Source organism: Shewanella sp. SM87, assembly GCF_025653705.1.
GTDB lineage: Bacteria > Pseudomonadota > Gammaproteobacteria > Enterobacterales > Shewanellaceae > Shewanella > Shewanella oncorhynchi.
The window spans coordinates 26,833-39,993 of the sequence record NZ_JAKKSC010000031.1; the positions used below are offsets into that span (position 1 = coordinate 26,833).

At 44.7% G+C, this 13,161-nt stretch carries 11 protein-coding genes; 6 read left to right on the forward strand and 5 right to left on the reverse strand.

Going from position 1 to position 13,161, the window contains the following annotated elements; genetic code table 11:
• Positions 1–48: 48 nt before the first annotated feature.
• Positions 49–645 (reverse strand): TetR/AcrR family transcriptional regulator, encoded by a 597-nt coding sequence (locus tag L5M11_RS19500; RefSeq protein ID WP_263140859.1) that lies wholly within the window; start codon positions 643–645, stop codon positions 49–51.
• Positions 646–940: 295 nt separating this feature from the next.
• Positions 941–1,252 (reverse strand): pyrimidine/purine nucleoside phosphorylase, encoded by a 312-nt coding sequence (locus L5M11_RS19505; protein ID WP_063884943.1) that lies wholly within the window; start codon positions 1,250–1,252, stop codon positions 941–943.
• 355 nt (positions 1,253–1,607) lie between these two features.
• On the opposite strand from L5M11_RS19505, the gene L5M11_RS19510 reads away from it, so the two are divergent.
• A complete protein-coding gene (locus L5M11_RS19510) occupies positions 1,608–3,563 on the forward strand; it encodes a methyl-accepting chemotaxis protein (protein ID WP_263193029.1) in 1,956 nt (651 codons plus the stop codon).
• A 132-nt stretch (positions 3,564–3,695) separates the two neighbouring features.
• On the opposite strand, the gene ovoA is transcribed toward L5M11_RS19510, so the two are convergent.
• Positions 3,696–5,813: a 5-histidylcysteine sulfoxide synthase gene (gene ovoA, locus L5M11_RS19515; protein WP_263193030.1), complete on the reverse strand. Its 2,118-nt coding sequence runs from the start codon at positions 5,811–5,813 to the stop codon at positions 3,696–3,698.
• 365 nt (positions 5,814–6,178) lie between these two features.
• Between ovoA and L5M11_RS19520 the strand changes: the two genes are divergently transcribed.
• Entirely contained in the window at positions 6,179–6,574 is a 396-nt protein-coding gene (locus tag L5M11_RS19520) for a hypothetical protein (protein ID WP_198572490.1), read from the forward strand.
• Between the two features lie 39 nt (positions 6,575–6,613).
• Here L5M11_RS19520 and L5M11_RS19525 read toward each other — a convergent pair whose 3' ends face one another.
• The gene (locus L5M11_RS19525) at positions 6,614–6,796 is read right to left on the reverse strand and encodes a hypothetical protein (protein WP_113941356.1); all 183 of its coding nucleotides are present in this window, start codon (positions 6,794–6,796) and stop codon (positions 6,614–6,616) included.
• 361 nt (positions 6,797–7,157) lie between these two features.
• Here L5M11_RS19525 and L5M11_RS19530 point away from each other — a divergent pair, with 361 nt between their 5' ends.
• From L5M11_RS19530 to L5M11_RS19545, 4 genes are all read left to right on the forward strand, one after another.
• Entirely contained in the window at positions 7,158–8,009 is an 852-nt protein-coding gene (locus tag L5M11_RS19530) for a PfkB family carbohydrate kinase (RefSeq protein ID WP_263193031.1), read from the forward strand.
• A gap of 314 nt (positions 8,010–8,323) precedes the next feature.
• Complete coding sequence (locus L5M11_RS19535; RefSeq protein WP_263193033.1) at positions 8,324–9,784, forward strand: diguanylate cyclase; 1,461 nt, start codon at positions 8,324–8,326, stop codon at positions 9,782–9,784.
• Positions 9,785–9,919: 135 nt separating this feature from the next.
• Positions 9,920–10,615 (forward strand): MOSC domain-containing protein, encoded by a 696-nt coding sequence (locus L5M11_RS19540; protein ID WP_198572493.1) that lies wholly within the window; start codon positions 9,920–9,922, stop codon positions 10,613–10,615.
• A 36-nt stretch (positions 10,616–10,651) separates the two neighbouring features.
• On the forward strand, positions 10,652–11,008 hold the full coding sequence (locus L5M11_RS19545) for a DUF4870 domain-containing protein (RefSeq protein WP_105251079.1): 357 nt from the start codon (positions 10,652–10,654) through the stop codon (positions 11,006–11,008).
• A gap of 76 nt (positions 11,009–11,084) precedes the next feature.
• Here L5M11_RS19545 and L5M11_RS19550 read toward each other — a convergent pair whose 3' ends face one another.
• Entirely contained in the window at positions 11,085–13,001 is a 1,917-nt protein-coding gene (locus L5M11_RS19550) for a methyl-accepting chemotaxis protein (protein WP_263193034.1), read from the reverse strand.
• Positions 13,002–13,161: the final 160 nt, after the last annotated feature.

Below are 13,161 nucleotides of genomic sequence, written 5' to 3' on the forward strand. Positions count from 1 at the left end.
CTTTGGCTGATCGATATCAGCCAGTATTAGTTTTGAGTCGGTATTAGATTAAAGGGCCGTTTTAGGCGTTAAAATGGCTTTAGTCGTTACGAGTGCACGTTCGAGTGCCGCAGGGCTGTGGCCCAACTTGTTCATTAAGCTGGCGCCTAACCACATGTGATACAACATTTCTGCGGTCGATTGCGGATCTTGCTGGGCGATTGATCTATCGGTTATGCCCACTTGAACGCAAGTCGTTAACCTCTCTATGATGCCGGCGGAGCCTTTAAGTAAGGCAACACGCATAGCTTCCGATAAATCGGCCACTTCGGCGCTGAGTTTCACGACCAGACACTTTTGATCTACGCAGCCATCGGCTTGTACGTGCAACCATTGTTGCCAGTATTGCATCAAGCGTTGATGGCCTGTTAGTGTCGAGTCATTGAATAATGCGTCTAAATCTAATTGATATTTTTCAAAATAATCAGTAATAAGCGCTTCGCCAAATTGTTCTTTGGATTTGAAGTAGTGATAAAACGAGCCTTTTGGCACTTCGGCCGCCTGCAGCAGTAGGGATAAGCCGACGCTGGAGAAGCCTTTGCGTACGATCAGCTTGTAGCCGATGTCGAGAATATGCTGGCGAGTGGATTGAGTTTCAATTTTCATGGGGGTTAGGATAAATCAAATTAGACCGGTCGTCTAGTGTTGTTTTTATCGACGATTTCAACATATTCGATTTAGTATGCTTTGCATTGTGACTTTTGCGCTGCCTTGAGCCAAGTTAATAAAATTGCCAAATTGATAAATGTTAGACGGATAAGGCATTCTGATGGTGAAATGGTGAAATGGTGAAATGGTCGGGTGGACAACATACTCACAGTGCTGAGATAAACCGTCACTGTGAGCATTCGATTCACGATTGATGTGAAATATTAATCGTACTGCCACTCAATCGAGATGATTAGAGGTAGCTACAGCAATATTCGGCAATGGCTGTGTTACGAATTTTAAAGCTAACATTTGCAGCCAGCTCAAACTGAGTTCCTTCGCTAAATTCTTGCCAAGTCGTTGTTTCTGGAAGTAACACCTCAAAACGGCCGCTAGTCACTTCCATGATTTCGCCTTGGGAGGTTGAGAACTCATATTCCCCTGGTAATACAACACCTAAGGTTTGCTTGCTGCCATCGGCAAAAAATACACTACGGCTAGCTACTTTGCCGTCAAAGTAGATATTGGCTTTTTTCGATACTGACACTTGCTCGAGTAAACTCATTATTAATCCTCTATAAATTGGCTTTAGATGAATTTATATGCATTTTTGATAAATTTCAATGCGTTGTTTGCCGCGTGGATGTACGCATTCAATATACGTTGATGCTAATGTCCGGTTTATCGCCAATTTCCCACTTTATTATTTTAGTTGAAGTGGTCGACGACAGTTGATTGTCATTTAAAGTTATTAATCATTATTTTTATTTAAAAATAATGACTTGGAGGCATTTTAGTCAGCTTTTGATGAAAATAGTCGGTACTACTTTGTTTCGCTGAGATTCTTCTATAGTGTTATGGCAGGTTTGATTCTGTAAAGAGCGAAGGAATAGAATTCGAAGCATGACAAGGAGTCCTCCATGGGTTTTACTCGTAAAATTCAGCTTATCAGTTTATTAATTGTCCTATTACCCCTCATTTTTGCTACAGCAATAGTAACTTATATTGCTCGGGATGAATTGTTTGCCGAGGCTCAGTCTCGTTTAGTGGCTGTGCGTGAGATCAAGCAGCGGCAAATTGTGAGTATGTTTCAGGACTTTTCCGATAATCTTCAGGCCGTCAGCGCCGTAATCGCCAGCCAAAAAAACCTCGATACTCTTACCGACATAGATCAAACCTTGCAGTCCTTAAATAAATCTCTCGGTTTTTATGATCTGTTTATTATTCGTGATGATGGCACCGTTTTATATACAGTTGAGAAAGAGTCTGATTTCGGTACCAATTTGCGTACAGGGCCCTTCCATGATTCTGGATTAGCACAATTATTTAATAAGGCATTGGGATCGGCGGGTACTGTATTGTTGCAAGATTTTTCCGCATACGCGCCTTCAAATGGTCAACCAGCGGCATTTATTGGCCAGTCGATTCAGTTCAATCAGCAAAGGTTAGTCGTGGCGGCTCAGGTATCTATCGACCGCATTAATCGAGTTATGCAAATTCGTGAAGGTATGGGGCAAAGCGGTGAAACTTATCTCATAGGTCCAAATAATCGTATGCGCTCCGATTCTTTTCTCGACCCAGTTAATCGCACTGTTACGGCTTCTTTTGCGGGAACGGTAGCTCAGAATGGTGTCGATACACAGGCGGTCAAAGAGGCGCTGGCAGGTAAAGCAGGGGTGACGCAAGTGATTGATTACAATAATAATCCTGTATTATCTGCTTATTCTCCCGTCGTTGAGCTTGGTTTACGTTGGGGTTTGATGGCTGAAATTGATGTGAGTGAAATTGCAGCTCCCGCCTACCGCATGCTGTTTATTGGTTTATCTGTATGTGTGGCCGCCTTAGTGTTGGCGTTCGCTGCCGCGAAGTTAGTCACAGGATTTGTATTAAAGCCGCTCGGCGGTGAGCCTGAGGACATGTGCAACTTGACCAGTATGATCGCCTCTGGTGATTTAACTCATCATTTACCGCATATTCAAACGGATAATCACCTGATGAGTTGGTTGGCGCGGATGCAAACTAAGCTTAAAGAAATCATCAGTCAGCTGGTGGGTGTTGGGCATGAACTTGAATCCGCCGCCGAACAAAACTCTGCAGCTATGAGTCAAGCCGATTGCAGTATTCAGATGCAGGCTAAAGAAACCGATATGTTGGCCACTGCAGTTGAAGAAATGAGTTATGCCGCAGCCGAAATCAGCACCAATACGATGAGGTCCTCCGATGAAGTGTCTGCCTGTACCCATTCGAGTGAAATTCTTTCACAAAACTTAGCCAGTACTCGTAAAAGCTTAAAAGTAACCTTGAACAGTTTTGCGACTATCCATCAACAGGTGGGCAGTCTTGAGGCGGATAGTCAGAAAATCGGTTCAGTATTGGCGGTGATAAATGCGATTGCAGAACAAACTAATCTCTTGTCTCTTAATGCGGCGATTGAAGCTGCGAGAGCTGGCGAGCATGGTCGTGGATTTGCGGTGGTGGCCGATGAGGTGCGTCAGTTAGCGGTGAAGGTTCAGTTAGCAACTCAGGATATTGGGCAAGTGTTAAAAGGTATTCAGCAACAGTCAGGTGTGCTGGCGTTGCATAGCGTAACGTGTTCCACTGAAGCCTCTAAAACTGCAGAAGATGCCGATGGAATGCAAGCGGCTGTGGATGATATTGCTTTGCGCTTAGAAACCTTAAAGGCATTAATGATTCAAACCGCAACCGCTGCGGAAGAACAAACAACGGTTTCAGCGACAATTGCGCAGGGGATTGCTGGCTTAAGCGTGGCGGCGGAGGAAAATAGTGCGGCTATCAGCCAAGTGGCAGCGAGTACGCGGAGTCTGTTGGGGTTAGCAAATCAGCTTGGTTTAACAACGGCACAGTTTAAGGTGTAGGTATTTTTCGCTGCATTTACAGTGTTCTCACCTTAGTTGGTGCTGTAAATGTGACTGAGCTCGATGTTGTATATCCGCCAGAAATGGAGCTCTGGCGGATATTTTTTACCTTTTAAGTTATCTAATAAAGAATTATGAACGCTTACGCCAAATTGTCATTTCCGAAATGGAGTGTTGGAATTTACGTTTAGTCTCGCGGATCACGAAGGGGATTTCCTTCACTGCGACCAGCTCAAATTGTCCAATTAAGGTTTCGGTCAAGCCATCTAAGGTGGTGAAGTTCTCCCCTTTGACTTTAACGCCACCTAACCATTTATCCTTGGGCGTATAATCTTCAAGCCAAGTGTATGGCGAGGCAATGACAAGGTATCCACCGTGATTAATCCGCTGGGCAATACTGGTTAAAAAGTGCTTAGGATCGTTCAACCTGTCGATAAGGTTTGAGGCATAAACCAAGTCATAACCTGTGTAGATGGGCTTTAAATTACAGGCATCACCTTGCATAAAGTTGACCTTTTTAACCTCAAGCTCATATCCCAGTTTCGCGAGACTCGCACTCTTAAATTCCTGTAAGTCGCCTTCGGTACGTATGGTGTAACGTTTTTCACCTTGTTCTGTCAGCGCATAGGCCTGTTGAATAAAGCGCGCCGAGAAGTCGATACCATCAACATGATCAAACACTTTTGCCAGTTCGAAACTCGCGCGACCAACGGAGCAGCCGATATCGAGGGCTTTGGTGGTATGGCTAAGCTGAATTTCACTGAGCGCTTGCTGCACACCATTGACGCAGAAGTTAGCCACCCCGAAATATTCGGCGCCATAGTGGAATTCAAGGTATTGGGAAATCAGTTCATCCGTTTCGTACACATTGACCTCGGCCATTTGAGCTGGATTTTGGGTGGATTCCACATAGCGAAAGCCCGCGTGTTGATAGAAATGTCGACGAAACGCATAGCGTGATGAAGCAATTGCCTCATTACCCGTAGAGATCCACGAGCCGCCTTTGATGAGATTATGTTTGCCATCGAAGGTTGGGGTGGAGAAATCATCGTAAAGTGGGTGTACGGCGAAGCCGTCAAAACCGTCGATTGCGGTTTCTGTCCATTGCCAAACATTACCGACAATATCGAAAAAGCCATTATGTTCGAAGCGATTCACTGGGCAAGAAGAGGCGTAATAAGCCAAAGCAATATTGCCCGGCACTTCATGCCAATCGGGCGCATCGGCGGGCACATTCTCGCGTAAGATGTACCACTCAGCTTCAGTTAATAGACGTATATTGCTTTGCTTTTGTTCGGCTTTCCAATTACAGAAGGCTTTAGCTTCGAGCTGATTCACTTCAACAGGCCAGTTTAATGGCAGCGGAATTTCTTCCGCTAAATTACGTTGCCACCATTTATCTTGTCTTAAGCGCCAAAAACGCGGCATTTGTGCTTGGGTATAGGCAAGCCAAGCTTGGCCTTCTTCATTCCAAAATTGGGGTGAGCGATAGCCGCCAGCCTCAACGAATTCGAGATACTCTTGATTTGATACTAAGAATTTAGCCGCTTTAAAGTCGTTAACGTTAAAAATTTTATGGCCGTATTCGTTGTCCCAGCCGTAGGTTTGGTCTTGCTCGGTTTTACCTAAGGTCACTTTTTGCCCTTTTACAGCCAATAGACTGTTGGTCTCGGCAGGGGCGGTGTCTTGGCACGTAGGCCAGAGGTGGTTGGGTGCGACATATTCCAGCGGCAGTTGGCGTATGATCACCGATGAGGTTTCTAAATGAATACGTTCATGCTCAATGCCCATCAAAATGATCCAGGCTGGGCTATTTTGAGTGATAGGTAACGTCAGGGGCATTTCATCAATAACGCGATTGACGACGGCGTTAACTTGCTGGCGATAGCTTCGCACTTCTGCCACATCTGGCCACGGATAATGTTGTTCGTTCAAATCATCCCAAGACATCTCATCGACACCAATGGCGAACATGGATTCGAAGTTGTCGTTTACTCGTTCATCGAGAAATTTACCGAGTTTGAGTTTGTTGATATAGAAAGTGGCCGTATGGCCAAAGTAAAAGATTAACGGATGGCGCAGCGGCTCGGCTTTGAGGTAATAGGCGCTATCTTCTTGGATCAAATCATACAGAGACTCGTATAAAGCCCATGTCTGATTAAAGTATTGCTTAAGCTCTTGACGCTTTCCGGCCTCAGTTTCACCAATGAGCTTAAGGGTTTGAGGGGGTTGCGTTATGGGCTTATCCATAGACAAGTAAACTCCGTATTTATCGGCCTGCGGTGCAAGCATGGGAAGATTAATCTATCGTGTGTGACTCTATACGCGATTACTGAGCTCAGGATCACTTTGTCAGCTTAATGTGTCGGTTTCAGGCAAAGTGTTTTACAAACTAACAGAAAGACCAATTGAGTCCAACATCAGTGCTGGAGCTTAAAGCATCTCAGGTATGACCCTTTGGTTTGGGATTATCTTACAAAGAAAGTGATGCGCTCAATTTAGTGATGCTATCCCTTACAGGGATTAAAATTATTTTATCCCTGAAGAGTATTTTCTCTGTCGGGGTTAAGGCAGAATGATCCCGTCCGTAAAATTATTATGCAGGATATAACGGGATGACAATTAACGCATTATGGATACCCGCCTGGTATGAGCTTGATCCGTCGATCGTAGTGGGTGTGACTGAGGAGTTTGTTTTTCACAAGACTGCCGCAAACGAGGCGTTAAAGTTTTACAGCGGTGCAAAGGAAAACGATGCCGTTAAGGCAACCGGAACTATTTCGGCCATTAAGCACAATGTCTTGGGGGACATTGAAAGTGTCGATGCGCAGGGGCTCGATTATACGCTTGTGTTGCAAGATGGACGGCGTTTGTTAGTCAACGCAGAGGAAAACCCTGGCTTGGTTTATGAGTGGGTTGATGATAGTTGGCAGCCTTCAGATATGGTCATTACAGATTGGACATTAACAGTACAATTTGCGTCTTTATCACCATTGACGCCAATAAAGTAATTGAAGGTTTATCGTGAGTAACTAGATGGCAAAGTGCAGTTAGCGCTCGGGATCCGAGGTTGACTGCACTTTTACTTGTTCAGCAAGTTGTTGGTATTCTTGTTTGATTTCTGCAATATAAACATCGTGAAAATTCAATTCATTAAATTCATCTATACAGAGCTGATAACGGCGTAGCTGCTCAGATTTTTCTTCGGCGGTATCCCATATTTCCATTAGCATAGCGTTTGATTCCATTCATAAATTTAATATATGTATCCAGCATGCATTTTAACTATGTCTACTGATAATTAATCGAGTCGGCTTCAAAATGGTTACGCTTCATTTTGTCCTGAGACGTTATCTTTTCTATAAATCTATTTTAAACAAAGTGTTAGAGTTAACATCTATGTTATACCGTATGGGTGTATAACTGTTTTCCTCGTCTTCTTCGGGACAAATGCTTACATCAAGGCGCTGCCATATCCTTATAATGTTTCTATCTTGATGATTGGATTGTGCCTGTGAGCATTTTGCTCTAGATTGATATTTCTTTGTTTTTATCTTCTGGCCTTGATGCTTTTTTGCCCTTTGGAGCCGTGTAATGGCTAATATTCTGTTAGTTGCCAATCTCAACTGTGATCGGATCTTACTGCTTGATAAACCTTTAAAAACAGGTGGACGTTTCCATTATCAAGATGGCGGCCAAAGGCTCGGCGGCGGTGGGGCAAATACCGGATTAGGTTTAGTCTGGGCAGGGCATAGCGTCGCGCTGGTGAGTCAAGTGGGCCGTGATGACATGGGGGATTGGCTCATTGCAGAAGCCAGTACGCAAGGGCTCGATTGTCGCTTAGTGCAGCGCCGCACCGGCAATACATGCGAAATGCTGCTTGTAATGACGCCAGACGGCGAGCGCACCATTATTCGGCCACAAAGACCCATATTTGAATTATCTGTACCGCCGAAATGGCAGCCATGGGACGCGTTGTATTTTAATACTTCCGCTGAAGGCTCTGTCAGCTGGGCAAAAACAGCTTTAGAACATTGTCTTGTGGTCGCGCAATTAGCCAAGGACGACAGACAGAGACCTTGTCATATTTTATTGGCCTCCATGAGTGATATTCAGGGGCGTTGTGATGGCGCATCTTGGGAATATGGCAAAAGCATTGGTGGCGATTGTCTGCGTTACTTTATTGTCACCGATGGTATCAATGGGGCTAAGGTTTACACGCATGATCAAGTGCAGCATGTTGCTGCTATCCCTGCCACAGTTGTTGATACCACAGGCGCGGGTGATGCCTATGCGGCAGGGTTGATCCACAGTCTCTGCATCGGCCAGTCGATTAATGAGGCCATGGCAGAAGGGGCGATTTGGGCGGCATTTGCGGTGGCAACTGATAGTTCTATTCCGGGTGAGGCACTAAAACAGTATTTAGAGGCGAAGCAAATCGCATGAAAATCTGCGGGCGACCAGTTTGAGTCATCTTTTTGTCATACGTCCTTGCTAGAGTATGTCTTGTGGCGCATAGCTTGTCCCTTAACGTTTTCTTGTACTTTTCTCCCATTTATTGGTTAGTATGTTTTTTGCCTCGTTTCCCCAACGAGGCATTTTTTTGCTCAAAATAAAGTTATTCCATCGTAGAACGCCAATACGACAGAAATCTTGTGCGGCCATGGCACAATTGCGTTAACATTTATTCAACTAAAATAGTTATCGTTAAATTAAAATAATAAGCCACTCAAGGTGTTCTGTAGTCTTTGGAGTTGAGAATGGGCAATAACGCTTGGAATGATAAAAATAAATTTATTTGGCTTCTGTCTGTTTTGCTTTTGGTCGCCTTTTTAGTGACCAGCGGTATCAGTTACAAAGTGGCCCATGATTCACTGAGCCAACAAATAGAGAGCAATACCTTACCGCTCACAAGTGATAATATTTATTCAGAAATTCAACAGGATTTGTTACGACCCATCTTTATTTCATCCTTGATGGCGCAGGATACCTTTGTTCGGGATTGGACCTTAAGTCATGAGCAAGAGCCCGAAAAACTCATTCGTTACCTTAAGGAAATCCAAGAAAAATACGGTACTGTCACGAGCTTTTTTGTGTCTAAGAAAAGTCGAAATTATTACCATTCCACGGGCATTTTAAAACAAATCCAAGATGTAGAGCCTGACGATGCTTGGTATTTTCGAGTGCGTTCTTTACCTGAATCTGAGCATTATGAGGTCAATATTGATGCCGATACGGCGGACCGCAGTAAAACAACCGTATTTGTGAATTATAAAGTTTTTGATTTTGAAGGAAAATTTATTGGTGTTACCGGTGTTGGGTTGGCGGTTGAAAAGGTTAAAGCCTTAATTGAGTTATATCAAAAGCGTTATAACCGCCGAGTGTTCTTTACGGATCGGCAAGGTAATGTCACTTTGCATGGCGATCAATATGACGGTACGGATTCGCTGCAAACGAACGTAGGGCTTGATAATTTGGCTACGCGTATTTTAACCAGCCCAAGTGCCGCCTTCAGCTATCAGAAAAACGGGAAAACGGTTTATCTCAATAGTCGCTTAGTTCCTGAGTTTAAGTGGTATTTGATTGTTGAGCAGGAGGATGCGCCACAAGAGCGGGAACTGTTAAATACGTTTTGGGGTAATTTGGCGTTAAGCCTAATGGTGACTCTAGGTATTTTATTCATCTCAAACATGACCTTAGGTCGTTATCAGCGCAAACTAGAAATTATGGCGTCTACCGATAAGCTCACTGGCGCCGCCAACCGTCAGGTGTTTGATGAGTACTTTAGGCAGGCGTTAGATAAAGCGAAGCTGACACAATCGCCGATTTCAATACTCTTGCTGGATATCGACCACTTTAAAAAAGTGAACGACAGTTATGGGCATGGGATTGGTGACTTAGTATTAAAAACCATGACTAATATGCTGCGTGGTTTACTACAACAACAGGATATTTTATGTCGCTGGGGCGGTGAGGAGTTTTTAATTTTACTCCCTGAGATGGATTTATCCCGAGCGGCAGAACTGGCAGAACAGATCCGTGACCTCATTTCCCAGCGGGAAATTAAAGTGAATGGATTGCATATTTCTATTACTGCCAGTATTGGTGTTGCTGAGCATCAAGTGCAAGAGCCCGCAGAGGACCTTATCAAACGTGCCGATCTGGCCTTGTATCAGGCAAAAGAAGCGGGCCGAAATCAAGTGGTGTTAAATCATTCATAGACTCTACTCGGTTCTTCTTGGCAGCAATGTTTAGCCTACCTTTGTGGGTTATGGCGCGGGTTGATTGTGTTATTGGCGTATCGCGGTTTACACTCTGACAGTAATGCGCGATAGGTCATTGATTTGGAGTTGCAGATGTCAAAGTTGTTGATTAATAAATTGTCTGGATTGTACTTAGGAACTCATCTTCAAGAAATGTCCGGTGTTGCTACGGGGATTGATGGTAAGCAAGCGGCTCAACAACTGTTAGTGCATATCGACCATGTTGAAGGGGACGCGCAGGCCGATCCAAAACACCATGGCGGCCTTGATCGCGTCCTACATCATTTCCCCCGCGAGCACTACGGCCAATATCGTCGTTGGGACTTAATCACCCAGCTCGAAGATGCGCCCAGCATGGGAGAGAACATTAGCACAGTTGGACTGAACGAAACTCAAGTCAATATTGGCGATATCTTGCAAATTGGCGCAGTAAAAGTGCAAGTGACTCAGCCGCGCTCACCTTGTTTTAAATTGAATCTGCAATTTGGTCACAGAGAATTCGCCCTCGCTATGCAGCAAAGCCAATTATGTGGTTGGTTTTATAGAATCTTAACCCCAGGGATTATTCAGTTAAACGATAGGATTGAATTAGTTGAGCGTCGTACTGATATCAGTGTTGCCGAGGCCATGTCACTCTATTTCTCGCCAACGTTTAATGCCAGTGCCTATGATCGTTTAGCTTCCTGCGAGGGATTAGCGCTGAGTTGGGTTAATAGCCTACAACGCCGCCTAGCATTACAGACAGTAGAAGATTGGCAAATGCGTTTATATGGGCCGAGTGGAAAATAAGGCTTTATATTCAAAATGATAAAACAGGGATGACCTATGATTGAACCCGTTACAAAAAGTGATAAAGATTTTGGCTTACTGGTATACGCCTCAAGTTTTATTGGATACTTAGTGCCGTTGGGCTCTATTCTTGGTCCTTTGATCATTTGGCTGATGAAGCGTGAAGAGTCCGCATTTGTCGATCAATGTGGCCGTAGTTGTTTGAACTTTAAATTGAGCCTGTTGATTTATGTGATTATCAGTGGCGTATTAGCTTTGGTCGGCATTGGTTTCATCTTTTTAGCCATACTCGGCATATTCGATTTGGTGTGCACTGTGCTGGCGATTATTAAGGCCAGCGAAGGTAAAGTGTATCGCTATCCATTAACGATTAAATTTATTGCTATGGATTAATTACCTCTGCGAGTTAAAGAAAAACGCCTTAGATGGAAACATCTAAGGCGTTTTTTATGGCGTAAGTTTTAAGGTTTTACACCTTAAACTTGGCCACTAAGGTATCTAAGCGGTGTGACAGTTGATTCAAGGCTAAACTCGCCTGTGCCGCCGCTTGTGCAGTATTGGCAGTACGTTGAGTAATGTCATTGATTTCAGTGACGTTACGGTTGATGTCCTCCACCACTGTGGATTGTTCTTCCGTTGCCGCAGCAACTTGAATGTTCATGTCGCTGATAAGACCAATGCGATCGCTAATGCCAATTAACGATTTGCTGGCTTCATCGACGGCCACAACGCCTTCGTGGGAGCGGGTACGACTCTGGGCCATCGCATTAACCGCGCGGCTGGCTTCCGATTGCAGCTTGTCGATCATGCCTTGCACTTCATTGGTCGATGCTGCTGTGCGTGAGGCTAAGTTACGCACTTCATCGGCCACGACAGCAAATCCGCGTCCAGCTTCGCCGGCACGTGCTGCTTCAATGGCCGCGTTGAGGGCTAACAAGTTAGTCTGCTCAGAGATAGCGCGGATCACATCTAAAATACCACCGATGGATTTAGTGTGGGTCGCGAGGGACTCAATCACTTCACCCACTTGGCCAACGTCTTTCGACAATTGGTTAATGGTATCGCGGGCACGGGTTACCACAACTTGGCCGCTGCTGGCTTCAGTATCTGCATCTCTGGCGGCAACCGCAGCTTGGGCGGCATTACTGGCAATTTCATTAACCGTCGCACCCATTTCATTAATGGCCGTTACCACCATCATAGTGCGATCTTTCTGCTCGTGGCTGTCTTCTAAGGTTTGCTGTGCCTGATTCGACACATCCTTAGCCGAGAAACCGAGCTGTTTGCTGGTTTGTGCAACTTCGATGACAGATTCCTGTATCTTACTGATAAAGCTGTTAAATCCTTTAGCGAGCTGTGCAATTTCATCTTCACCATTGACTGGTAGACGTTGGCGTAAGTCACCTTCACCTTCGCCTATGTCGTGGAACATGGCGGCAACTTGGGCAATAGGACGACTCACAGAACCTGCCACCACGATGGCGAGTACAATAAAGCCCGCTGCAATTATCAGCGTCCAGATTAAGATCTGATAAGCCGCTTCGGTTAATAGTGCGAACACTTCGGCCTCTGGCACCTGTGCGACTAAGTACCAATCCATAGATGCGATATAACTACTGGCAACCAGCATGTTTTCGCCATTGATTTTGGTATTGATCAGATTGAAATCACTGCGGTTTAATAATGAGCTTGAACTCGCATCCTTGTATAAGTTGCTTAGGCTGCTCTTACCAATTTGGCTCGTATCTGGGTGGAGTTTTACCTCACCTTTAGCATCTACTAAGTAGACTAAACCAGTTTCTTCAATCTTAAACGAGCTCAGCAAACGCACCATGTCATCGAGTGATTTAGCGAGCCCGACTAAGCCGCGACCATTGGGTTGTTGGTAGTTAATGAAGAGTTTGACTTCGCCGTTGGCCTCAGTAAATACGTTCAACATACGTTCTTGGCCACTGTCTCGGTAACCAAAAAACCAGCCATCCTGCGCAGGAGTGAGCACGCGCAGAAAACCATCCTGAGTGTAGTAGGCGGCAGTTTGTCTATCAGCGTAGGAAGCTTGCGCTAGCTTATACTGACGAGTGATGTCTTTGAGTTGGGCTACGACTTGGGGTTCTTGGGCCTGCGGTCTACCGTCTTCGAGCCATTGCAGTAACATGCGGCTACTGGCCAATTGCTCTGCAGCATTCATCAAAGTGGAAATGTCGAGATCGATCTTATTGCGAATTTGCATCATTAAGCTCGGTAATTCCGAGCCTAACATCCTTTGTTGTACGACATTTTTAGCGCTACGTTGGCTTAATACGCCGACGAGTATGGTCGACAACAGTACTGCAAATGTCACTGTTAACAGAATTTTCTGCTTAATGGTGAGGTTATTAAATATCATAAATATCAATATGCCTGTGTTGGACTATTTTGAGTTATCGGTCAACGCACTCTTGTACGGTAAAAGATTATCGGACAGGAATGTGAAAAGTTAACCTTAGTCTAGGCCGAATGCCGAATAAAACAGCGTATAAAACATTTATTTGGCCTAACCCGTTGGT